General features: G+C 57.5%; 20 protein-coding genes and 1 other RNA gene. 10 read left to right on the top strand and 11 right to left on the bottom strand.

The features are described from left to right. Positions 1 to 33 precede the first annotated feature (33 nt). The 6 genes from AB1L30_RS05615 to ffs form a co-directional block, all read right to left on the bottom strand. On the bottom strand, positions 34 to 1,155 hold the full coding sequence (locus AB1L30_RS05615; protein WP_367012451.1) for a hypothetical protein: 1,122 nt from the start codon (positions 1,153 to 1,155) through the stop codon (positions 34 to 36). Positions 1,156 to 1,577: 422 nt separating this feature from the next. Continuing rightward, positions 1,578 to 3,056: an RNA polymerase factor sigma-54 gene (gene rpoN, locus AB1L30_RS05610; RefSeq protein WP_345095554.1), complete on the bottom strand. Its 1,479-nt coding sequence runs from the start codon at positions 3,054 to 3,056 to the stop codon at positions 1,578 to 1,580. A gap of 63 nt (positions 3,057 to 3,119) precedes the next feature. Further along, on the bottom strand, positions 3,120 to 3,719 hold the full coding sequence (gene recR / locus AB1L30_RS05605) for a recombination mediator RecR (protein WP_367012450.1): 600 nt from the start codon (positions 3,717 to 3,719) through the stop codon (positions 3,120 to 3,122). Between the two features lie 97 nt (positions 3,720 to 3,816). Further along, positions 3,817 to 4,173 (bottom strand): YbaB/EbfC family nucleoid-associated protein, encoded by a 357-nt coding sequence (locus AB1L30_RS05600; protein WP_367012449.1) that lies wholly within the window; start codon positions 4,171 to 4,173, stop codon positions 3,817 to 3,819. Between the two features lie 156 nt (positions 4,174 to 4,329). Then, positions 4,330 to 6,189, bottom strand: coding sequence for a DNA polymerase III subunit gamma/tau (gene dnaX / locus AB1L30_RS05595; RefSeq protein ID WP_367012448.1), 1,860 nt, complete (start codon positions 6,187 to 6,189; stop codon positions 4,330 to 4,332). A 313-nt stretch (positions 6,190 to 6,502) separates the two neighbouring features. Continuing rightward, positions 6,503 to 6,592, bottom strand: an RNA gene (gene ffs, locus AB1L30_RS05590) — signal recognition particle sRNA small type. 254 nt (positions 6,593 to 6,846) lie between these two features. Between ffs and AB1L30_RS05585 the strand changes: the two genes are divergently transcribed. Continuing rightward, entirely contained in the window at positions 6,847 to 7,194 is a 348-nt protein-coding gene (locus AB1L30_RS05585) for a GRAM domain-containing protein (protein WP_367012447.1), read from the top strand. 7 nt (positions 7,195 to 7,201) lie between these two features. On the opposite strand, the gene AB1L30_RS05580 is transcribed toward AB1L30_RS05585, so the two are convergent. Then, the gene (locus AB1L30_RS05580; protein ID WP_367012446.1) at positions 7,202 to 8,011 is read right to left on the bottom strand and encodes a VTT domain-containing protein; all 810 of its coding nucleotides are present in this window, start codon (positions 8,009 to 8,011) and stop codon (positions 7,202 to 7,204) included. A gap of 281 nt (positions 8,012 to 8,292) precedes the next feature. On the opposite strand from AB1L30_RS05580, the gene AB1L30_RS05575 reads away from it, so the two are divergent. Further along, positions 8,293 to 8,619, top strand: coding sequence for a transposase (locus tag AB1L30_RS05575; protein ID WP_367012445.1), 327 nt, complete (start codon positions 8,293 to 8,295; stop codon positions 8,617 to 8,619). A 328-nt stretch (positions 8,620 to 8,947) separates the two neighbouring features. Here the strand turns inward: AB1L30_RS05575 and pyrF are convergent, their stop codons facing one another. Further along, entirely contained in the window at positions 8,948 to 9,874 is a 927-nt protein-coding gene (pyrF, locus tag AB1L30_RS05570) for an orotidine-5'-phosphate decarboxylase (RefSeq protein WP_367012444.1), read from the bottom strand. A gap of 242 nt (positions 9,875 to 10,116) precedes the next feature. Here pyrF and AB1L30_RS05565 point away from each other — a divergent pair, with 242 nt between their 5' ends. Then, positions 10,117 to 10,344: a hypothetical protein gene (locus AB1L30_RS05565; RefSeq protein WP_367012443.1), complete on the top strand. Its 228-nt coding sequence runs from the start codon at positions 10,117 to 10,119 to the stop codon at positions 10,342 to 10,344. Between the two features lie 420 nt (positions 10,345 to 10,764). Here AB1L30_RS05565 and AB1L30_RS05560 read toward each other — a convergent pair whose 3' ends face one another. Further along, positions 10,765 to 11,244: a cupin domain-containing protein gene (locus tag AB1L30_RS05560; protein ID WP_367012442.1), complete on the bottom strand. Its 480-nt coding sequence runs from the start codon at positions 11,242 to 11,244 to the stop codon at positions 10,765 to 10,767. Positions 11,245 to 11,402: 158 nt separating this feature from the next. Then, positions 11,403 to 12,761, bottom strand: coding sequence for a hypothetical protein (locus AB1L30_RS05555; RefSeq protein ID WP_367012441.1), 1,359 nt, complete (start codon positions 12,759 to 12,761; stop codon positions 11,403 to 11,405). Between the two features lie 299 nt (positions 12,762 to 13,060). Here AB1L30_RS05555 and AB1L30_RS05550 point away from each other — a divergent pair, with 299 nt between their 5' ends. Continuing rightward, a complete protein-coding gene (locus AB1L30_RS05550; protein ID WP_345095534.1) occupies positions 13,061 to 13,399 on the top strand; it encodes a zinc ribbon domain-containing protein YjdM in 339 nt (112 codons plus the stop codon). Positions 13,400 to 13,477: 78 nt separating this feature from the next. Here AB1L30_RS05550 and AB1L30_RS05545 read toward each other — a convergent pair whose 3' ends face one another. After that, positions 13,478 to 14,566 carry a redoxin family protein gene (locus AB1L30_RS05545; protein WP_367012440.1) on the bottom strand — a complete coding sequence of 363 codons (1,089 nt, stop codon included), beginning with the start codon at positions 14,564 to 14,566 and terminating at the stop codon, positions 13,478 to 13,480. Positions 14,567 to 15,009: 443 nt separating this feature from the next. On the opposite strand from AB1L30_RS05545, the gene AB1L30_RS05540 reads away from it, so the two are divergent. The 6 genes from AB1L30_RS05540 to AB1L30_RS05515 all read left to right on the top strand — a co-directional run bounded on the left by AB1L30_RS05540 (position 15,010) and on the right by AB1L30_RS05515 (position 21,751). Continuing rightward, positions 15,010 to 16,248 (top strand): dienelactone hydrolase family protein, encoded by a 1,239-nt coding sequence (locus tag AB1L30_RS05540; protein ID WP_367012439.1) that lies wholly within the window; start codon positions 15,010 to 15,012, stop codon positions 16,246 to 16,248. 202 nt (positions 16,249 to 16,450) lie between these two features. Further along, positions 16,451 to 17,953, top strand: coding sequence for a hypothetical protein (locus AB1L30_RS05535; protein WP_367012438.1), 1,503 nt, complete (start codon positions 16,451 to 16,453; stop codon positions 17,951 to 17,953). Between the two features lie 65 nt (positions 17,954 to 18,018). Continuing rightward, positions 18,019 to 19,458 (top strand): hypothetical protein, encoded by a 1,440-nt coding sequence (locus tag AB1L30_RS05530; protein WP_367012437.1) that lies wholly within the window; start codon positions 18,019 to 18,021, stop codon positions 19,456 to 19,458. Positions 19,459 to 19,613: 155 nt separating this feature from the next. Beyond that, the gene (locus AB1L30_RS05525; protein WP_367012436.1) at positions 19,614 to 21,167 is read left to right on the top strand and encodes a hypothetical protein; all 1,554 of its coding nucleotides are present in this window, start codon (positions 19,614 to 19,616) and stop codon (positions 21,165 to 21,167) included. Between the two features lie 12 nt (positions 21,168 to 21,179). After that, positions 21,180 to 21,473: a hypothetical protein gene (locus AB1L30_RS05520; protein WP_367012435.1), complete on the top strand. Its 294-nt coding sequence runs from the start codon at positions 21,180 to 21,182 to the stop codon at positions 21,471 to 21,473. A gap of 59 nt (positions 21,474 to 21,532) precedes the next feature. Continuing rightward, positions 21,533 to 21,751, top strand: coding sequence for a hypothetical protein (locus tag AB1L30_RS05515; protein WP_367012434.1), 219 nt, complete (start codon positions 21,533 to 21,535; stop codon positions 21,749 to 21,751). Positions 21,752 to 22,292: the final 541 nt, after the last annotated feature.

Below are 22,292 nucleotides of genomic sequence, written 5' to 3'. Positions count from 1 at the left end.
GAAACGAGGCCCGTTTCAATCAGGCGAGGTGGACTACCAGACGATTCCGGTCGAGATCGCGAAACCGACCAGGTCGAGCGAATCGTTCGGAGCGAGCGAGTTCATCGTCAGCGAGCCGACGCCCGCTTCTCCGGCGGTCGAGGTCGCTCCGGCACCGGCACCCACTTCGCCCCAGTATTGATATTCAAACGCACCGCGGACGAAGAAGCGTCCTGGCAGGCACTTCAATTGAGCCGACCACTGGGCACCGACCTGGAACTCGGCGATCCACAGTGAATCGGAGTCTCCGGCGAAACCACCATTGGTCTGAAAGACATCGCCGCCGGGGCTATTGAGCACGGAACTTGTCTGGGCACCGACCCGCGAATCGCCGAACAGCACCGAACCGCGAGCGTTCCAGAACCACTGCAGTCCATAGCAGCAGCTCGAACAACGGTAGCCTGAAAGGGAGAAGGTGAGACCATCTCCTTCAAACAGCGAAATGCCCGAAGCGGTCCCGGCAAACAAATCGGTGCCGCCGCCACCCCGATTGATCGAGGCGAGTGTGTTGGTCGTTTCGTTGTAGTCTCGCAAGGCATGGCGATAGCCAAACGTACCAACCATGTTCCAGTCGTAGATGCAGAACTCTTTGACCACTTCCAGGTCGAAGGCGTACATCTCGAGGTTGGTGCTCGACGAGTAACCGTAGTCTTCCCCCAAGGTGAAGAACGGTTCGCTATAGTTCGAGCTCGTATTCAGTTCCCAGTAGCGGGCCTGAACGCCCCAGCCGTTACCGCAAACATAGCCAACCCAGAAACGAGGGGCCGGAACCAGGCCTTCGATGCCATGGGCATCGGTCGCGAAGCTGTTGACCATCGAGGTCTGCTCGTTGACCAGCGACCAGGTCTGTTGATTGCCACCCATCGGCGCCAGGAAGGTCGCTTCCACTCCGAGTCGCCATCCTTCGTGGCAATACGAAGTTACCGGAGCCGGTGCGTACATCGGCTGAGCCGAGTCGGCGTTGAAGCTGGCCATCCTCTCGAAAGACGCAGGCGCTTCGAGACGCTCTTCGGCAAGGTAGATCGGTCGGAACAGTTCGTCTTCCGCGTGCAGGCAAACGCCCCATGTCGCTCCGAACCATGCCATCGATGTCAGAAAGATATGCCGCACTTTCATGTCCGAGTTCCTTTCGGCAGTCCGCGTCCGACAGACCGCTTCCTTGCGTGGGGTCAGGTTGGGGGCAATGGCCAAGGAGTGCCGTCCGTCGACACGTCACCAGGCTCCCTTCGCCCAATAGATCGTTGCTAGCGGCAAGGCCGTGCTAGCACGTGCAATGCCTCTGATCGTTGCTAGTGGAATCGTGCTTCTGAGGGGGAGCCGATCAATCGAAAGTCGCTGCGATATACAATCGAATCGAGCGGCTTAAACCGGTTTGCCGCTAAATGCGGAACATCTAGCACGGTCTTTGGCTGAAGATGCGTCTGCCCGGATTGGGCCCAACAAGAAAAGAAAGAAGGCAATGGTCGGCGGAGGGTTCGATGAAGATCCCCCGGCAGACCATTGCCCACGATCAGGCGAAACCAGCAGGTGGTTCGCGATTATTTCTTCGACCAATCGCGACGTTGACGCGAACTGGGGATGCCCATCTTCTTGCGATACTTGGTGACCGTACGACGAGCGACGTTCAAGCCGTCGTCTTTCAGCTTCTTCACCAGATCGTCGTCGGAAAGAGGCTTGGCTTTGTCCTCGTTGTCGATCACTTCCTGCAGACGCAGACGAATCTGGTCCCAGGTCACTTCCTCGCCAGCTTCGTTGACGGTACCACCCGCGAAGAACGCTTTCAGCGCGAAGATCCCACGTGGCGTCTGAATGTACTTATCGTCGACCGCACGGCTGACCGTGGTGACGTGCACGCCAACCTGGTCGGCGATCTGCTGCATCTTGAGCGGCGTGATGTGCTCGGGACCGTTGTCGATGAAATCGGTTTGATAATCGACGATGGCCTGGGCAACGCGGCTAAGGGTGTTCTGGCGCTGCACGATGGCATCGATCAGCCACTGAGCCGCGTTCAGCTTGCGCTTGATGAACTCTTTTTCTTCCCGCGTGGCGGTTGGGCTCGAAAGACGTTCGCGATAGTAGTTGCTGATTCGCAGTTGCGGAATATCGCGGTCTTCGGCCTGAACGATGTACTTCCCTTCTTCGTCAATTTCCAGCATCAAGTCGGGAATCACGTTGGCGACGTGGGCATCGTTGTAGGCCGAACCTGGTTTCGGATCGAGGCGACGCAGTTCGCTCCAGGCAGCCTGGATACGCTCGATCGAGAAGCCGGTCGCTTTCTGGATCTGCGGCAGTCGGTTGTCGCGCAGGTCTTCCAGGTGGTTCATGATCAGCACGCGAAGTTCATCGTAGAACATCCGCGACGGATCCAATTGCAGCATCAAGCATTCCCGCAAATCGCGAGCACCAACGCCGGCTGGCTCGAGCGACTGCACGACATGCAACCCTTCCTGGGCGATCTCTTTCAATTCATCGTCGGCGTCGGCCGGCAGCAGGTCTTCGATATTGGTGGTCAGGTAACCGTTCGAATCGAGCGCCGAGATAATCCGCTCGGCCCATTCCCGCAACAGCGGCTCGATGGTTAGTTCAGAAAGCTGATGTTCGAGGTGATCTTGCAGGGTTTCTGGACGCGACTGAACGTTGGCCAGGGCATCCATCCGGCGCTCGGCGTCATCTTCCATCTGGCCAGAGGAACGCTGCGGACGTTCGTCGAACGTATCGGGGTACTGCTGATCCATTTCCAGCAGCCGCTCAAAATCGTCGGCGTTGTCTTTGCCATCTTCGACGACAAATTCCTGTTCGGAATCGGCGCGAGCCTCAGGCTCTTCGCGCGGCATGTCGTCCAGATCGGTCCCGTCCTGCTCTTGCACTTCGAGCATGGGGTTTTCGTTCATCTCCTGCTCGATCTTCTCTTGCAGGGCCAGAACAGGCAGTTGCAGGATCTCCATGGACTGGATCATCCGTGGAGCCAGAACCTGCTTCTGGGACATCTTCTGTTCGAGACCAAAGGACATTCTCATGGGAATGTTTCCATTAGCTATGGTGATGAACGTTGCCGGATTGGGGAATTTCCCCGACGGTGACTACAGCGATTGTCGGCCGGTGAGGGCGTCGGCAAGCACTTCTTTGTTGGCGAACTCGAGCACGCTTCCGGCGGTCACGCCTCGTGCCAAACGGGTTAACTTGACGGGATAATCGGCCAGCAGGCTGGAAATATGCAGCGCTGTACCGTCTCCTTCCGTCGTAGGATTGGTGGCCATGATGACCTCGCGAATGGTGCCTTTGGCAACGCGCGTGATGAGGGCATCGATGGTCAATTGATCTGGGCCAACGCCTTCCAGCGGAGCAATCCGGCCGAGAAGTACGTGGTAGAGACCTGGGAACACGCCTGACTGCTCTAAGGCAATCAAGTCGCGTGGCTGTTCAACAACGCAAAGCAGCGCGGGGTCGCGCTGAGGATCGCTGCAGATCGTGCACATGTCCCCTTCCGAGAGGTTGAAGCATTGGCTGCAATAGCGAACGTTTTGTTTAACGTCGCGAATGGCATCGGAGAGGCCCATCGCCTCGTCCGTGGGAACTCGCAGAAGGTGATAAGCGACGCGCTCGGCGCTTTTGCGGCCGATGCCCGGCAGCTTGGATAGCTGGTCGATCAATCGAACGACGGACTCCGTCAGCTGCGCCATTCGGTTCGCTCCTTCTGGTTGTTGTGGGGTTTGCTATTTGGGCTGGCTAACCACCGGCGATCGCCTCGGGCAATCGCCGTTTGTTTTGCATCGTGCTTTACTGGCCGAATTGGCTTAAGGCCTGATCCAGACCAGGCACGTTGAAGCCGCTGGTTACCGACTGCATCATTTCCTGGTGCAGCTCTTTGCCCTTGGCTTGGGCTTCGCGGACGGCCTGTGGAATCAGTTCTTCGATCAGGTCTTTGTCGCCATCGGTGATCAACTTGGGATCGATGGTGACCGATACGAGTTCGCCATGTCCGGTGCAGATCGCTTCGATCAAACCACCGCCGGCAGAACCCTTCACACGTGCATTACGCAGTTCTTCCTGCATGGTTTTCATTTGCTCGCCCACTTGTTGGGCTTGCTGCATCATGCCAGACAGTCCGGCGAGACCACTGAGACTTTTGAACACGGAAAACTCCTTGTATGCGAGGAATCAACTGGCAATTAAATACCTGGACAAGTCTAGGTCAGACTAGACCAAAGGCGAGGCCTTCCCAGTCGATCGAAGGGGACTTTGGTAGCCGCTGAATGCTGCCCTGGCTTGCCAGTGCAACCGTTCGCCTCGTTACGAGCCGTCCGGTTCGCGGACCCCAATCACCTCCGCATCAAACAGTTCCATCGCCCGTTGGACGAGCGGGACCTGTTCTGCCAATTGTCGAGCTCTTAGACGGCCTTCCTGGGCCGATCGCTCGGGCGACATCGTTGGCTGTCTTCCCTTGGAATTGGGATCTTCCGTAATACGGAATTCCAGCGTAAAGGTGTCGCCGCATACGTTCTGAAATGCTCGGTCGAGCAATTCCTGACTCTTCGGCCGCTTCAAAGCTTCAACAGCCGAATTATACGTCGAGAAAAAATCAACGACTAGCCGCTTTGGCCCAGAAATTGCTACTGCGTGCGATTGTTGAGCGAAATCACCGGTAAGACCGGGTAGCTCTTCCACCACTTTACGCCAAACCGAACGGACGTTTTGCTCCGTTATGGTAAGTCTGGGGGGGGCGATATTCGAGGGCGCTACTTCGTGCGGGGCAGCTTCTGAAGGATCAGGCATCGGCCGCGATGGTTCCGCCACGGTCGGCTCTGGCCGAGCAGGCTCGACCGGCCGTGCCACGTTGGCTGGCGGCGCTTGGTGGCTGGTCGGGGCCGGTGGAGGTGATGCCGGCATGGCAGGACGAATCGGGATCGTGGGGGGCGCCGGCGCTGGTTCTACGGGGCGTTCAGCCGTTTTTTTTTGAGCCGGAATCTGCCCAATCGAAGGGGCTTTCGCCGGCAAACCACCTTCTTTGAGTGTCGCGATCAGCGCGCCGAGGCTCTCGAGGTCTTCCAACTGGCAAAGGCGAACGACGGCCGCTTCGGTTAGCACCTGGCCATAGGTACTGCGGTGCAGCTTGACCAACGTTTCGTCGAGACAGCTCACGCCTGCCAGCAACTTGGCGACGCCGGCTTGGGCCGCCATGACTTGGGCTTCTTCGACACTGCCGGGCGAGATAGTCTGCAGCAGATCCGGAGATCCGCCTGAGCCCAGCACCATCAGGTCGCGGAATAATCGGAGCAGTTGCTCAAGAAGTTGCCCTGGATCGACCCCTTCGGTAAAGACAGCATGGACAGTTTGCAAAGCGGCCCCGGTATCGGCCGCCAGGATCTGCCGCGCGAGGTCGACGACCTGCTGATTGTCGGCGGTTCCCAGCAGGCGATGAACCGACTCGACGGTGATTTCCGAATCGCCAAACGCCAGGATTTGTTCCAGCAGCGACTGGCTATCACGCATCGAACCATTCGCCCGGCGGGCAATCAGTTTCAACGCTTCGTCCGCGGCGGGCACATTTTCGGTGTCGACGATGTGACGCAAGCGGCCAACGATATCATCCGGCAAAATACCGCCGAAATCGAAACGCTGGCAGCGCGACAGTACCGTGATCGGGATCTTTTCTGGATCGGTCGTGCAGAAGATGAACTTGGCGTGGTCCGGTGGTTCTTCCAAGGTTTTCAGCAGCGCATTGAACGCTTCCTTGGTGAACATGTGGACTTCGTCGATGATGTAGATCTTGAAGCGGGCGCGGCTCGGGCGAACGTTGATGTTGGCTCGCAGCTGGCGGATTTCTTCGATACCGCGATTCGAGGCACCGTCGATTTCCAGCACGTCGACATCTTCGCCGGCGGTCACGCTCTGGCAGATCTCGCAGACGTTGCACGGACTGGCGGTGGGGCCGGTGACGCAGTTGAGCGCTTTGGCGAAGATACGCGCCGACGAAGTCTTCCCCACCCCGCGAGCACCAGTGAACAGGTACGCGTGGCCGACGCGATTACGTGCGATCGCGTTGCCTAAGGCCGTGGCGACACGTTGTTGGCCCACCAGTTCGTCAAACGATTGGGGCCGGTATCGACGGGCAACGACCAGATAATCGGGAGGAGTATTTTGCTCAGCCACGATCCCTCTAAAACCGGCAAAGGAAGTGAGGCGAAGAACCGAAGAAAAGAGTTTCGGTCTCGCAGGTGCGTGCGTACAAGCCGATCAGTTCGGCAGTCGATGCAGTTTGACGCACCTTGGCGGCGGAATCAACCGTGGGAGGCCTCAGCAAATGAGCCTCGCGGCGTTCCGCGAACTGCCTTCGAGCAGCCCCCGCACAAGGGCTGCCAAGTTTTGGCTGCTCCAGTTAAGGCCTTGACCAGGTAACCAAACTTCCCCTTGCGAGGACAGCTCGAAGGCAGTCGTCGCGTTCTTTGTTTTTGCCCAACTGCCTTGGAGTGACCCCCGCACAAGAGTCCTCCGGGTGTGGCTGCTCCAATTAAGGCCTGACCAGGTTGCCGAATTTCCCCTTGCGAGGGTCGCTCTAAGGCAGTTTGGGAAAACGACTAAGGTTAACTTTCGCCTGCCACCTTGTCAAAGGGGTGGTGCGGGAAACAAGCGGAAGCCTGCGGTCGCTAACCGGGTATTCGCAGCGGATTTCTGGTTATTGCCGATCGTCTTGTGAAAATCGACCATGCGACCACAACGGAACGTTCAACGCGTCTCTCCGGTTTTCGCAATTCCAGAAAGACCCCGGTACACTGACTTCCAGAAGAACGAACCGGTCGCGAAGCGAGGATGCCGATGAACACGCCCCTGCGTGCTGACGAGGCGATCATGAAAGAAGGCCCGGCCAATATGCAGCGCGGTGTTGAAACGGTGGGGGGCCAGTTGACGCTCACGACGGAGCGGATCGTCTTTGAAAGCCATCGTTTCAATGTCCAGACCGGTGCGACGGAGCTTGAGCTGGCCGAGGTCAGCAGTGTGGCCAAATGCTGGACCAGGTTCCTGAACCTGATTCCGCTGTTTCCCAATTCAATCGAGGTGCAGACGAGCGAAGGGGCGACGGCGAGGTTTGTGGTGATGCAGCGCGAGAGCTGGATCGAAGCGATCGAGCTGGCTCAAGAGAAAGTAACGGGAACCTAGTTCCAGGTTAAGCGGCTTGCGCTTCGCCAGCTTCCTCAGGCGTCGACTTATGGGCATCGTACCAGTTCAGCCCCAAGCGGATCAGCAGCGGAATGACACCCATTGCCGCCAGACCGACCATCAACTGCCACGACAACACCGACGAGACACCATCGTCGGCAATCGTTTGCAGGTTCGGCAGCGACCTGCCAATCCAGATGAAGACGATCAGTGCCGGCAACATCGAAACCTGGCTCACCCACCAGAAGGTTTTCAAGCTGATTGGCGACAATCCCATCAGCAGATTGACCAACACGAACGGAATCTGGGGGATCAGTCGAGTGATGAACAAATAAAACGCGGCATTGTCTTTCAACTGCTCATCGAACTTCTCGAGTGTTGCTCCCAGCCATTTTTCAAATCGACGGCGGAAGAAATAACGACTATTCAAAAACGCCAGCAAACCACCGGCGGTTGAGCCGAAACTGGCCAGCATCAACGCCGGGACAAAGTCGAAGAACCAACCCACGATGATCGTGAGTGCCGCCCCGAGCGGAATACCAACGGCAAACGCAAGTGTGTAAATCAGAAAGACAATCCCATACAGCAGCAAAGGATTGTTTGATTGGAAATCCCTCAGGTTGGCCTCTTGGCTGGCAAGAAAGTCGAGCGTCAAATAGTCGTGATAGGCCCAGGCCAAAGCCCCAATCAACACCGCCAGGCCACCTGCCAAAGCGACCCGTAGACCCCATGTTTTCAGCCAGGTCGACGATTCGATCTCCTGGGGAGAACTAAGGCGATCGCGCATTTCAGCATCGAATTGTTGATTCAACGACATAGTGCTGGTTCCTTCTCGCCCAGATCGGAAGTGGCCTGGGACCGAATCTGAAGTAGCAACATTCATGCCGAAATTGCGCGAAGCCGGTTCCTCCATTGAGTCAACTCGCCATTGCGTAGGGTGCGTCTCGACGCACCGAGCCCTGCTCAGAAGCTCGCTATGTGATGGCTGTCGCCACCAAATGATCGCCGCAAGAAATCCTTGGGGGCCTCCCTGTCTCTCCGGTAGCATGGCATGCCAAGCGGCGCTGAACCGAAAGATAGGTTCGTGGTCCTCAAGACTTGGAGGAGAGATCGACGTTGGCCAATTATCTCAGATCGCGGCATGGGGCAACTTACTTCTTCACGCTAGTCACGGCGAACCGTCGCCCCATCCTGACAACCAGGCTGGGGCGTAGATGTTTGCGTGAAGCGTTCAGCGTGGCCCGGCACTCGCGACCTTTCGAGGTCTTGGCGATCGTGTTGCTGCCGGATCATCTCCACACGATTTGGGAATTGCCGCTTGGCGACGCCGACTATTCCACGCGATGGCGTCATATCAAAACGGAATTTACTCGTCGGTGGATTTCCGGCGGTGGGCGCGAGGCAGAGAAATCGAACTCACGCTAAATCCGGGGCGAACGTGCCGTCTGGCAACGGCGATTCCACGAGCACACGTGCCGCAGCTCGGAGGACGTGAAACGCTTGGCGGACTACATTCATGTCAATCCGCTCAAGCATGGACTGGTCACTCAAGTTTGCGATTGGCCGTGGTCTTCCTTCCATCGATTTGTTCGACTTGCGGAATATCCGGACGACTGGGCAAGGCTTGAGCCGTTGTTCCCAGGCGAATTTGGCACGCTCGAGTGAGCTAAAGGAACGTTGTCTGGCAGGGCAAAGGTGCGTCAAGACGCACCCTACGCATCGCTCTGATCACCGAAGCCTGCCCGCTCCGAACTTACGCCGTCAATTTGCCGGCGGTGGTCTCGGCTTGCAGGTCGGCGATCATTTCCAGGGTGGCGTCTTCGACGGCTCGTTGCCAATGGTTGGGCTGATACTTCGAGGCAAATGGTTCGCGCGAGTAGGCGAAGATGATGCCCCGCGAATTGTTGACGATCGAACCGAGGCCCGCTTCGTTGAAACCGCCGGCGACATCCTTTGCCCCGCCCCCTTGGCTGCCATAGCCCGGCACCAGGAACCAGGTGCTCGGCATCGCTTCGCGCAGTTCTTTGAGTTGCTCGGGATAGGTCGCACCCACCACAGCGCCAACCGCACCCAGGCCGCACTCGCCGATGGTCTGCTTGGCGAGGCTTTCGACATAAGCACCGACATGGCGATAGATCGGCTGGCCATCGACGACCAGGTCTTGCAGCATCTTGCCGCCTGGGTTCGAGGTCTTCACCAGGCAAAACAAACCGGCGTCGTTCTGGGTGGCCGTTTCGACGAAGGGCGTCAGGCTGTCATCGCCCAGGTAAGGACTGATCGTCAAGCAATCGGCCTGCCATGGGCTGTTCGCCCCGAGCATCCCCTTGGCATAGGCGGTCGCGGTCGAGCCGATGTCGTTTCGCTTGGCGTCGAGAATGACCAGGAGGCCTTTTTCGCGAGCGTACTGAATCACTTCGGCCAAGACGATCATGCCGGCCGGGCCCAGCTCTTCAAAGAAGGCGGACTGCGGTTTCACAGCAGGCACGTGCTCGCATACCGCATCGATCACTTCGCGGCAGAAGACCAGGTACAAACCCGCCTTTACCTTGGGATCGTGCGTCCCACGATGTTCGCCGAGCAAGTTCTGGGGGAGCGATTCAAACCGAGGATCCAAGCCAACTACCACTGGGGCAGCAGTGCGTACGATCGCGTCGCGAAGACGATCCGAAAAATTGGCCATTCCCAATTACCTTTCCATAAGCAACACAGTCCGGATCTAAGAGGTTAAACCGTAAGCGTGCCTGCGAAAAGGTACCCCACCGGCGAGTTCGGCCCGGCATCAGTCAGGGACAGCGGCAGACCACCGCCGTAACTTCCCGCTCCCCTGCCCTGTTGCCGGCCTGGTTGAACCCCCGAGCATAATTGCGGGCAACCCGTTCCGAGACGTCGCTCAAAAGCACGCTCGCTGCTTGATCGGCGTGGTTGTTTTCGATCCCAATCACCATCCAACGCTGCCTGAAACCTTCGCTCGCCATCATCCTGGTTGTGCCCTCGATCGCCGATTCGCCGACTGCCAGTCTTGGTTGTTCGTCCCTGAAGATCGACCACGTGACGGTGGCCGTTCCCGATATCCCACAGGCGCGCAGCATCCCCACAGAAATGCCTCGAAACGGCAAAAAGCAGGAGCAGCGCGCGAAGCCGAAAGGCTGAAAAAAGAAAGGGCATCGTCCACGGTTTCGATGCCGACCGGCCGATCACCAGATCGGGCTTGGCGACTCATCAGAAGTACACTGAGTGTACTGTAATTCTGTGCACTTCTCAACGCACAAGAGCATCTTGTAGCCTCCCATTTAACCACGCACGAGAGGGACAAGGTTGGTCCTGGGATGCCTTATTTTCTCGCGGAAAACGTCGACTTACATCGTGAATTGGTTGACGGCTAAGCACGGATGATTTTCAACAACGCGTCACGTCGTTTCGGCGTTGTTGAAGAAGGCGTTCGCGGAATGAAGAGACGCCCGCACAAGCAGCCAACAGCCGCGCTCGTCGAAAGAGAACCGGATGGCTAGAGCGAAGGAAAGAGCTCCTTATCTTGGCTACCGGCAAGAGGCATCTGCCCATCAACCGCCACTAGCTGGGCGGGACGATTTCGATGCCGTAGCGGGGGCAGGCTTGGATGACTCGGAGAATCTCGGCTTCGGTGGGGATCGCGGGCATTTCACCGTCCATCAACGGGCTGCCAAGTTCCAGGAACAACTGTTCCAGGCCGGCCGGGGCCATCGTGAAGATCATCCGCGCTGGTTGCTCGGTGCGGTTGGTGAAGTAGTGCAGACTGCCGATTGGCAGGTTCAAGAACGTGCCAGGTCCGGCCACGATCTTTTGGTCGTCGATCACGAAGGTGACTTCTCCTTCCAGCATGTAGAAGCCCTCTTCTTCGCGGCTATGAACGTGCGGTGGTGGACCGCCGCCGGGTGGAATCACTGCTTCCACCATCGCGTACTGGCCGCCGGTCTCTTCACCGGTCACTAACACGCGGTAGCGATCGCCCAGAACGCCGATTGCGGGTCCATGCCCTTTGGGCACAATCTTGGCGGGATGCTGCATTGTCATTTGCTGGCCTAAATTCCAATGGTAGGGAGCACGACTGGGTACTCCGAAGATCACTAGACGCGTGGAATTTAACAAACAGTTCGCAGCTTTGGAATCACCAAAATTGCGGTTTCGCCGCAATTGTTAGCTCTTGTGGGTGGGATTCTTCCGGGGGGTGATTATTCGCGGGTTATTTGGGTATCTTTTCCGTCGTTCCGCTTTATTTCCCCCTCGCTGGTCACCTGGCAGCGGATCGCTTCGTGGCTGATTTCGACCGGCATCTTGGTCTCGTTATCCAAGACCACGCGGTTCGCTCGCCGAGGTTTGATCTCGGCCATCCCTTCGCCTGCGGCCGGAGCCCCGTACCCCAGCAAGATTGGCGTGGCGACTTCTCGCGACTCGAGCAGGTCGGCCGGCGAGATATGCACCTGGTGCTCTTCGCCCCAGATCACGGCGATCGCGTGGACATGGTATTTCGAGCTATCAGGCGAAAGCTGAACATGGACATTGGCTCGTTTGCCTTCGACGAATAGCAGCGGACCATACTTCGCGTCGCCGCTGCTTTCGAGCACCGTCGCGCCATTGCCAACCCAGTAACCTCGTTCGCATTCGATGGTCTGGCAGCCTTGAATCTGGACGCCGCCCCCTTCGGTTCGCAGTTCGAACCCGCCCCGCATATGCTTGGCGGTGCAATTCAAGAAGGTGAGATCACGGACATCGTGATAGGTGCGATAGCCATCCTCCGCCAACGACTTCATATAGCCTGGCGTCACGCGGCGTTCGCCGTATCGGTTCGCGACAACCGTGCGGAAATCGATATCGGCCGCAGGTCCGCTCGTTTCTTTCAGCATGTCGTCCGTCGCCCGCATCTTGCCTTCGACGTAGCAATCTTGAAACGACTGCGTATGGCCTCCTTGGACGTAGAAGCCATGTCCATACGAGTGAACGTACAGTTTGCAGCCGATGATCTGCGTACCGCTGCCGACGATATGGACACCACTTTGCTTGTGATGCCCGATGGTGTAGTCACCCCCTTTGCCGAACAGGTCTCCATAGCCATAGGGCGACGAGCCTCGGACGGTAAAGGTTCCGTTTTGCACGGTGTTGTTTTCGCCCGAGATCGACAACAACGCCCCGCCTGGTGAAGTGGCGTCGCCAATGTTGGTGATCGTGAGGCCCGAGATCGTGTTACCTCGGCCAGAGATGACGAACTCGTTGGTGTGCACCGGCGGACGCAAGATAGTTCGCAGCTTGGTATCGGCTTCGATCTTCACCCCATCCATCTGAAAGACATTGTCGTGGCCGGTAAACTTCAGATAGGGATAGTCGGCCTGCGCGCGTTTCTCGCGCAGCTTCTCTTCCGTCAGCCAGTCCGAAATCCGATAGGTACCGGGCTGCATGGTGACGATGTTGCCACTCTTGTGCGCGTAGTGCTGAAGTTCTTCGAGACTGCTGACCGTCACGTTGTCGGCGAAAACCGGGGCGCAAAGCATCCATCCGGCCAGGGCAGCGGCGAAGGTGATTCGACAAAACATCATCGGTCAGGGCCTTTCCAGTCGAGACAATCGGCAATTGAGGTCTCTTTAACATAGGTCACAACCGGCCCCCGGGGTTTGGGGGATAGGCCGGTCCGCGATTCATTTCAAAAAGCTTTGCTGCCTGGCAAATAGCTCCAAAATGGGCCACCTTTAACACCGTTAACGTGCCGCCGCCGACATGGTCGCGATTTCCACCGCCCTACAACCGGTCGCCGGATCGGCGTATCCTGGTAGGTCTTGGCGACGAGGCCGATGCACGACCTGAATGCCCTGACCAACGAACCCACGCAAGGAAAGTGATGAGCGACCTACCCAATTGCCCGGAATGTGCTTCGGAGTTTACGTACGAAGACCGCGACCTGTTGATTTGCCCCAGCTGTGGTCACGAGTGGACCAAGGCCGAGGCGGCCCAGGCCGAAGAAGCGAAGGTGGTTCGCGATGCGGTTGGCAATCCGCTGCAAGATGGCGACACGGTTTCGGTGATCAAAGACCTGAAAGTGAAAGGTTCGTCGCTGGTGGTTAAAGTGGGGACGAAGGCGAAGAACATTCGCCTGGTCGAAGGGGATCACGACATCGACTGCAAGATCGACGGCATCGGCGCGATGCAGTTGAAGTCGGAGTTCGTCAAGAAGATCTAAGTGCCGGCTTGGCACCGCGCATGAAAAAAGCCACGCCCAGGTTCGCCAGGCGTGGCTTCGTGTTTGTGGTTCGGTCGACTAGTCTTCTTCTTTTTCCTCGTCGCTACCGAACTGCTGATCCATGAAAGCCTTGATCGAAGCCTTCGTTTCCGCGTCAGGAATCGATTCGTAAGCTTCTTCGGCCAGCTTCTTGGCTTTGGCCTTATCGTCGGTGCGGCTGTTGTACAGCATCGCGGCCTGCAACTTGACCTGCCAGTTGTCGGGATCGATTGCCAGAGCGTCGTTGACGGCGGTTGGCCACAGCGGAGCGATCTCGGCTTGTTCGCCCAGTGGCGGGCTGGCCATCATGCCAGCGAGCATGATCAGCGTGCGTGCGTCCTTTTCAGCTTTGGCGTGGGCGATCTGTTCTTTGAGCAGTGCGGCGGCGTCGGCTGGCTTGTCGGCAGCAGTTAGACACAATGCCTTCAGCACGCCGAACTGCAGTGTCTTGGCCTTCGGTGGGAACGCCTTTTCGACTTCGTCGAAGATCGCCAGCGCAGCCTTCGGATCGGTCTGGGCCAGTTCGGCTGCCGAGCTCATCTTTTCGTTCAAGCTGGCGTAAAGTTCGGCATCTTCCTTACCACGCCAGGTGCCATCGATCACTTTCGGCAGAACCGAGTCGAGGTCCATCGGGTGGCCGATGAAAGCGATGTTCCCTTTGCGATCGATCACGTACGAGCAAGGAATCCCGTTCTGCTGAGCGGCTTCCATGTAGGCCTGATAGGTCTTTTCCGTTTCGCAGAATGCGTAGTGGAACTTGTAGTCTTTGCCGTCCCCTTTGAGAAACTCGTCGACTTCAGTCATCGAGTTGGAAGGACCTTCCGTCGTGACGGCAACGACGACCAGGCCTTGATCGGCGTACTCGTTGGCCAGCTTATCGAGGTGTGGGAACGAAGCGATGCATGGGCCACACCAGGTTGCCCAGAATTCGGCGATGTAGACCTTGCCGTTTTCGTACTTCGGAACTTCGGTCCCTTGCACCCAGTTCACATCTTGCAAGGCTGGTGCCTTATCGCCAATGGTCAGTGTTGGACCATCGGCCGCTTCTTCCGCGGCATAGGTACAAGCCGGACTGCTCAGAACGAGACCCGCCAGAAGCAGTCCGAGAAACGAAAAACGTGAACGCATAGTGAACCCACCTGTGTGCTAGGGATGGTTGGTAAGTGGTCAGGAAACGGCATGTTTCCTGGTACGTGGTTCGCCGGGAAATTGGTCGATCGTCCGCCGGAACGTTCAAACCAAAGGCGACGCTGTTACAGAACTATAGTCCTTCGTCCGCCAGGTAGACAATCGTTCAAACACGCAAAACCACCCAACGTAGGGAGTAAATTCCCCAGTAATCGCCACCGCACCCCACCCAACTGTTCCCTATTTCACACAACACCCCGCGCTATGACACTTCCCCCATCAACAAGAGTGAGCAAAGCGAATTTGAAGAAGCTCGCTCGTGTTTGACCAATCGCTGGCGACGACTGCGAGGCTATGTATGATTTGACGTAGTCTCGCTTGGTTGGGTTTGGGCGTCGAGTGCGATCGTGGGGCGGGTTGAAATTGGGAACAAGGTAATAGGCATGACTGGTCGACTGATTTTGTGGGGTTGGTTATTGGGAACCGTCTTGTGGGCTTCTCCTGGATTCGGGGCCGAAGGCGATCCGGTCGCGGCGCTGAAAGAGTACCTCGGGCAGCAGTGGGAGTCGCGGGCACCGCTTGCCGAGCAGCCGATGGCGAAGGCACCCCTGACCTTGGCTCAAGCAAACCAGGCCGGCAAGTTGTTAGCGCTCGATTATCGAAAGCATCTTCAGGCGACCCGTCGGCAAGAGCTAACCGAGAAGAAGATTGTCGTCGACGAGTGGTCGATGCCGTTTGAATATTTCGTCTATGGCAAGAAGCCGAAGAATGGATATTCGCTGTGGATCTCGATGCATGGCGGGGGACAGACGGCCAAGGAGGTGAATGACGGGCAGTGGGAAAATCAGAAGCAGCTCTATCGACCAAAAGAAGGAATTTACGTCGCTCCCCGCGCCCCGACCGATAGCTGGAACATGTGGCATCAGGCCCATATCGATGTGCTGTTCACACGCTTGATTGAAGATATGATCGCCCTGGCAGACGTCGACCCGAACCGCGTCTACATCATGGGCTATTCCGCCGGCGGCGACGGGGTTTATCAGTTAGCGCCACGGATGTCGGATCAATTGGCGGGGGCCGCGATGATGGCAGGCCACCCCAACGAAACCCAGGCCATCGGCTTGCGGAACGTTCCTTTCTACCTGCAGGTCGGCGGTAAAGATGATGGCTTCGAGCGGAACAAGAAGGCGCAGGAGTTCGGCGACGAACTCGCCCGACTGAAGAAGGAAGATCCGCAAGGCTACAAGCACGAGGTGAAGATCTATCCTCAGTATGGTCACTGGATGAATCGTGAAGATCAGATCGCGCTGCCTTGGCTGGCGCGTCTGTCGCGCGTGAAGTATCCGCCGCGCATCGTCTGGCTACAAGACGACGTCACGCACGATCGCTTCTATTGGCTGGCGGTCGACAAGGCGGAGGCAAAAGCTGGCCAAAGAATCGTCGCCCGGCATGTCGACGGCAAGATTATCTTCGACGAGTTGCCACCCGAGTTGAACGAAGTTCGCCTGCTGCTGACCGACGCCATGCTGCCGCTCGACAAGCCGGTTCATGTCGAACTGCCCGGCGGCAAGACGTTGGAAGTCGAGCCGACCCGAACGATCGCGACGCTGGCCGAAACGCTCTGGCAACGGGGCGACCCAGAAAGTATGGCCGCGGCGGAAGTGATCATTCCGCTGAACTAGTGCCGGGATGGGCTCGAAAAGCAAGGCGTTTGCAGGCCGTTCTCAGCCGCAATCTTGGCTGCACACTGACGCCTTTCAGAAAGCGAATCCCCGCTGTAGCTAATTTCGCGAGAAACTACTTGGTGTGCCTCTGGAGATGTGATTATAATCCCCCCGACAGGGTCGTCCTGTGGCAGGAAGAGATGCTAAGAAAGGGGATTCCATGCTTATTTCGTCGAAGGGCCGCTCGGCGATGGCAACCATCGGATTGTTTCTACTTACGTCGATGATTTCCGCCCAAGAGATCGAGGGAGAAATCACCGAGGTCAAAGGTAGCTTCTTCAAGATCACCACTACCGAGAACGCTCTGGTTCCGGTCGGGCACAAAGGGGTGGTCGAGCTTGTCACCAACAGCCAGTCGACCGAAGTCCCCTTCGTCGTTTCGGCGGTCTCTGGCGATTACATTGTTGGCAAAGCGAACAGCTTTCAGGCCGAAGTCGGGCAGAAGGTTCGCTTGCAGCCGGTCCCCTTCGACTTCGTGCAACTGGTCGGCAAGCAGATGGACGTGAAGCTTTCGACCGGACGCGAGATGGCCGGGCTCACGCTTAACGAACTGGTCACCAACGAAGATGGCTCGACCGCCGCCTTGCTGGTGGAACTGCCGGAAGGTGGCGGAGCGACGCGACTAAGCTTCTCGACGATTCAATCGGTTTCGTATCGTGGCCGGCAAGTCTATCTGGCCGACATCGAAGACGTAGCGACGCGACCTTCTCGGTCGATGGCTTCCAACGCACGGCCGAACGCGGATCGACCTCGGACACGAAAAGAGATTCTGGAGGCCCGTGCCCAAGAGAAAGAAGCGGCCGAGCAAGCGAAATACGAACAATGGCTGACACAAGCCAAGAAGAATGGCGTCGTCATTTGGCCAGAGTTTACCGAGAAAGAACGGACTGACGCCGACCAGGCCGAGAAAGACATCGCCCAGGAAGTTGGCGCCGCGGTCGCTCCGCTGGAAGTCTACGAGACGAAGTACTTCATCGTCTTCTCGAATGGCAATCCGGCTGACATCAAGTCGGTCGTGGCCCATCTCGACTCGTTGCATCTACTGGTCTCGAAGATGTACCAGGTCGACCCCGATAAGGTCTACAAAGGGAAGATGCCGATTTACATCTTCCGCATGCAGCAGCAATTTCAGCATTACTTGTCGCGGTTTCTGGAGACCAACGCCGAAGGGCTCTCAGGGCTATGTTCGTATAGCGGCGATCGCATCATCGTGGCGACTTACATCACCTCGAACGCGATCGACTTTGCCGACACGCTGCTGCAATTGGCGAGCCTGGCGGAAGTGCGAGCCTACAAAAGCAAGTCACTCATTCGCCCTTGGTTCACCGAAGGCCTGGCCGACTACGTCAGCATCCGCCTGCTTCCTCAAGCGGAAGGACCCGCGGCGCGTCGCAAGTTGTTCATGACCAACCTGCCGCAGATGCGAAGCTTGAACGGGATGCTGCTGAAGGACAACGATCTGTCGGTCACCGAACGTGGGGCCAGCTCGCTATTGATCGAATTTCTGGTACGCACCGATGCGACCAAGTTCGTCGATCTGCTGGACAACATGAAAGCAGGCCTCGAGTTTGAAGAGGCTTTGCAGAAAAGCTACGACGGAACCTCTCAGGCATTGATCGGGGCGTTCGGGCAATCGATCGGTGCTCCGCAGCTGCTGCCGTAAATCGGCGACCTCCCCTACCCTCCTTTGCACTTTGCCAGGCGACGGATCGACCGCGCCGCCATGCCATGAAAACCTTGCCATTTGCCGGCCGACTGCTGGGATGTTTGCTGCTGATCGCCGGTCTCGCCTCGCCTGCGCAGGCGGACGAACCGACCGGCGAAATCGTTGAGGTGAAGGGACCGTTCTTTAAGATCACCCTCGCCGAGCCTGCCGCGCTGAAGGTCGGCGCTCAGGGCGAGATTCAGACCGACGATCGTACGATTCCGTTTCTGATTACTTCGGCGAGCGACGCTTACCTGGTTGGTCGGGCGAATGGTTACGAAGCCCAGGTCGGGCAGAAAGTTCGCTTCGCCGAGCCGCCGATCGATTTCACCCGCTGGGTCGGCAAGCCGCTGGAAGTGATCCTTTCCACCGGCCGGCAGCTTGATGGGGTTGTCTTGAAAGAAGTGGCCACCGACGAAGCTGGACTACCGAAGGCACTGCAGGTCGAGATGCCCGATAGCGGGCAGTCGGCACGCTTGAGCCTTTCGACGATTGCCAAGATTTCGCACGCCGGCGAAACGATCTTGGAAGCGGCCAACGATCCAGCCGCCGACGCTGCCGAAAGGAACGGAGACGACAAACGACCGGCTCGTCGCATGAGTGCCAAGGAAGAAAAACAGGCCCGCTGGCTGGAACTGGCCAAGAGCAACAAAATCAGCCCGTGGCCAGCGTTCACCGACGAAGACCGCGAAGCCGATATCGAAAACGAAAAGAAGATTGCGGCCGAACTGAAGAAGCAGATCCCGAACCTGGCTCTGCACGAAACGAAGTACTTCCTCCTCTTCTCGACCGCCAGCGAGAACGACCTCGAACTCATTTCGCGTTACCTCGACGCGATGCATGTGTTCGTCTCGAAGTTGTACCGCGTCGTTCCGATGAAGGTCTTTAAAGGGAAGCTGCCGGTCTACATCTTCTCGCAGAAAGAAGAGTTTCTGCTGCATGAACAGACGGTCGCCAACAACGATGCCACCGGCTTTGGCGGCATGTGCCATTGGGACAAAAATCGTGCGTACTATACCTGTTACATTTTGAAGAATCCGGCCGACTTCGCCCATCTGCTGGTCAATCAAACCAGCTTCGCGGAACTGTGGGCTTACAAAAGTCATCACAATGTTCCGGTGTGGTTTCGTCAGGGGCTGGCTGACTACATTGCCATGGAGGTCGTCCCGGCTTCCCAGCGAACGCAAAAGTCTCGTCAGGAAGGGATCGAAGCGATGCAGAAGTCAGGCAGCTTGAACGGCTTGCTCGACCGCTCGGACCGGCAAGATGGCGACTACGGCAACTCTTCGCTGCTGGTCGAATACTTGATCCGCCAAGATAACATCAAGTTCGTCGAACTGCTCGATCTGATGAAGGCCGGCATGAAGTTCGACGAGGCGATTCAGAAAAGTTACGGGCAAACGAAAGAAGAGCTCATCACCGCCTTTGGCCGCTCGATCGGATTTCCTGATCTGCGCCCTTGATTACGGCGAGATTAACGGTGCCGATTTCATCCCAAGGCGGTGCAGTCTGCGCATTTTCACAAAGATTCCCTTCAGCCAGATCGGTCTGGTTTGATATAATCCGAGCCTATCGAATTCGAGTTTTGGCGATCTCTAATCTCTTAAACGGCCTGAAAATGAAAATTGCGAAGATTTGCTGCTCGTCACTGGCAATCGGGGGGCTGTTGCTGGCCGCTGCCGTTTCGCTGGCAGCCGACCTGCGTGGACAAATCAGCGAGGTCAAAGGTCCCTACTTCAAAATCACCACCACCGACGCCACCGGATTGAAAGTTGGCAGCAAAGGTGTGGTCGAAGCGACCGTAGACGGCCAAACCAAAGAGGTCCCCTTCGTGGTGACCGTGGTCGCCGATGGCTACGTCGTTGGTCAGTCGCAAGACCACGCCGCAGCGGTTGGCGAAGCGGTACGCTTTCTGCCTGAGCCGGTCGACTTTGACCGCTTGCTCGACGAGATCATCGACGTGCAGTTGACCACCGGCCGCCAAATGGATGGGATCACGCTGAAGGAAGTCGCCAAAGACAACCAGGGCAACCCGGTCGCGCTCGTCGCTCAGGTTTCCGGCACCGGTCTGACGACTCGGTTGAGCATGTCGACCATTGATTCGATCACGTACCTGGGCCGACCCTACTACAAAGCGACCAACAGCAACTCTGAGGACAGCAAGCCCGAAGACAACGACTCTGGCGATGCCGGCGAAGCGATGTCGGCCGACAACGATCGCTCGACTGGAAGTTCGTCCGGGCCGCCGCGCACCCGGAAGCAAATCCTGGAAGAACGCGCCGCGAAGAAAGCGGAAGAACTGGCCGCCAAGAACAAAGAGAAGATGGAAAAGTGGCTCGCCCTTGCCGAGCGAAATCGCGTGCGACCTTGGCCAGAGTTCACCAAGGAAGAGTGCGAAGCGACGACCAAAAAGGAAAAGGAAATCGCCGAAGAGTTGAAGGCGGAAGTTCCGAACCTTGCTCTTTACGAGACCAAGTACTTCCTCGTTTTCTCGAACGCCAATCCGCCTGACATCGCTTCGGTGGCGACCCACCTCGACACGATGCATTTGCTGGTGTCGAAGATGTACCAGGTCGACCCCGACAAGGTTTACAAAGGCAAGCTGCCGGTTTACATCTTCGCCAACCAGCAGCAGTTTGTGTATTACGAACAAAAGTACATGGACAACAACGACACCGAAGGGGTCGCGGGGCTTTGCCACTCGATGGGAGACCGCTCGGTGGTGACGACCTACATCACGACCAACCCGAACAACTTCGCCCATACTTTGGTGCATGAATCGAGCCACGCCGAAACGCGATTCTATCGCAGTGGTGCCAACGTGCCGCGTTGGTTCAACGAAGGCCTGGCCGACTACGTCAGCCTGCAGATCGTTCCTCAGGCCAGCGCTACCAATTCTCGCCGTAAGGAAGGCATCCAGGTCTTGCAGCAAACAGGAACGCTGGGTGGCTTGATGCGGAAGAGCGACATCCGCCGTGACGAATACGGCGTCAGCTCGCTGATCATTGAGTTTCTGGTCCGAACCGACGGCGAAAAGTTTGTCGAACTGATGGACCTGATGAAGGCTGGCATGGGCTTTGAAGAAGCGATTGTGCAAAGCTACGGGGCCAGTTCGACCGAGTTAGCTGCCGCCTTTGGGCAATCGATCGGGATTCCTCAGCTCTCGCCGTAACGTGATGGAACCATGACTTCCCGCGTCGCCATTCCGGACGAAATGCTCTTCTCGTGCATGTTCCTGGTTCTGGTGATGCTTGACTTGCCGATCGCCAGTTTCTGGTTCGGCAGGTCACCGGCAATCATGGCAAGCGTGATGGTGGTGCTGTTCATCGTCCCTTCCCTGTTAATTTGGCTGTTGCCCGACTTCGGCGACAAGAAGGAATGGTTCACCGTCCAGATTTGGGCTTACCTGTTGATCGCCTCGCTGGTTGCCTGGGCGCATATGCTCGGGTTCTATGCCTGGCAGTGGCTGACCGCGTGACGTCTAACTTGGCCGCGATAACCTCGTTGCGGTGTCCGACCCGAGGTAAAGGTTCTGCGATGACATACCAGTGGATAAAGACCTGTCACAAGCCGATCCGCTACGAGTATGGGCATGGCCACGTCATTCTGGCCGACGTCGACGAGCAGCCAGACGGCACCTTCCGCTGGCGTCGCAAAACATCGCTCAAGCATCATGGCCTCCGCGCCGCCAAGGGCTTCGCGCCGACACGCCATGTTGCCCAGCGCCTCGCCGTGGAAGGCTTGGAAGCGTTGTAAGCTCATTCAAGTTTGCGCTCTGGGGTAAGTGATTCGAACGCGCGATTGTTGTAATCGTTAAAGGACGCGCTGAGGCATTCCCATCCGAACCTTCGGATTTCCGAGGATTTGCTTCCCGGTCGTTGGGGTCGAAGAACGCCGGACAGTCGAACGTTTGTCCAGGGTTGATTTGCGGACGCAACTTAACTGTCCGCTGGGTCTGCGTTTCTTCCGAAGGTTCCCACAACTTTCGTCTTGAACGGGGGAACTGGTCGAAAGTGGGGCTCGGCGGTCAAGCGACTTGCCTGGGCTGGGCGAGGCGAGATCACAAAGCTTGGGCGATCGGGCGAAACAACTCCTACCCAATTAATGGCTTTCATTGTTCGCGGTCGTGTCGAGTACGCGGCACATTCCTCGGTTGCGATTGGCATCGCTCGGGGGGAACTTGGTGCCGCTGGGGGAAGCCGAAGTTCGCTCGCCCGCCTCCGCGTTGCGTTTCTCCCGCAGCAGAAAGGACTTCCGACATTTGCCCCCCTAGTTGACCGGAACGCCAATTTTTCTA

The organism is Bremerella sp. JC817, assembly GCF_040718835.1.
Taxonomy (GTDB): Bacteria; Planctomycetota; Planctomycetia; order Pirellulales; family Pirellulaceae; genus Bremerella.
This window is presented reverse-complemented; position numbering and strand designations above follow the sequence as displayed.

Coding starts and splice junctions, on each gene's coding strand:
- AB1L30_RS05515 (WP_367012434.1), top strand. CDS start 21,533: ATGACATACCAGTGGATAAAGACCTGTCACAAGCCGATCCGCTACGAG.
- AB1L30_RS05550 (WP_345095534.1), top strand. CDS start 13,061: ATGAGCGACCTACCCAATTGCCCGGAATGTGCTTCGGAGTTTACGTAC.
- AB1L30_RS05540 (WP_367012439.1), top strand. CDS start 15,010: ATGACTGGTCGACTGATTTTGTGGGGTTGGTTATTGGGAACCGTCTTG.
- recR (WP_367012450.1), bottom strand. CDS start 3,719: ATGGCGCAGCTGACGGAGTCCGTCGTTCGATTGATCGACCAGCTATCC.
- AB1L30_RS05530 (WP_367012437.1), top strand. CDS start 18,019: ATGAAAACCTTGCCATTTGCCGGCCGACTGCTGGGATGTTTGCTGCTG.
- AB1L30_RS05520 (WP_367012435.1), top strand. CDS start 21,180: ATGACTTCCCGCGTCGCCATTCCGGACGAAATGCTCTTCTCGTGCATG.
- pyrF (WP_367012444.1), bottom strand. CDS start 9,874: ATGGCCAATTTTTCGGATCGTCTTCGCGACGCGATCGTACGCACTGCT.
- rpoN (WP_345095554.1), bottom strand. CDS start 3,056: ATGAGAATGTCCTTTGGTCTCGAACAGAAGATGTCCCAGAAGCAGGTT.
- AB1L30_RS05615 (WP_367012451.1), bottom strand. CDS start 1,155: ATGAAAGTGCGGCATATCTTTCTGACATCGATGGCATGGTTCGGAGCG.
- AB1L30_RS05580 (WP_367012446.1), bottom strand. CDS start 8,011: ATGTCGTTGAATCAACAATTCGATGCTGAAATGCGCGATCGCCTTAGT.
- AB1L30_RS05545 (WP_367012440.1), bottom strand. CDS start 14,566: ATGCGTTCACGTTTTTCGTTTCTCGGACTGCTTCTGGCGGGTCTCGTT.
- AB1L30_RS05525 (WP_367012436.1), top strand. CDS start 19,614: ATGAAAATTGCGAAGATTTGCTGCTCGTCACTGGCAATCGGGGGGCTG.
- AB1L30_RS05585 (WP_367012447.1), top strand. CDS start 6,847: ATGCCGATGAACACGCCCCTGCGTGCTGACGAGGCGATCATGAAAGAA.
- AB1L30_RS05555 (WP_367012441.1), bottom strand. CDS start 12,761: ATGATGTTTTGTCGAATCACCTTCGCCGCTGCCCTGGCCGGATGGATG.
- AB1L30_RS05560 (WP_367012442.1), bottom strand. CDS start 11,244: ATGACAATGCAGCATCCCGCCAAGATTGTGCCCAAAGGGCATGGACCC.
- AB1L30_RS05535 (WP_367012438.1), top strand. CDS start 16,451: ATGCTTATTTCGTCGAAGGGCCGCTCGGCGATGGCAACCATCGGATTG.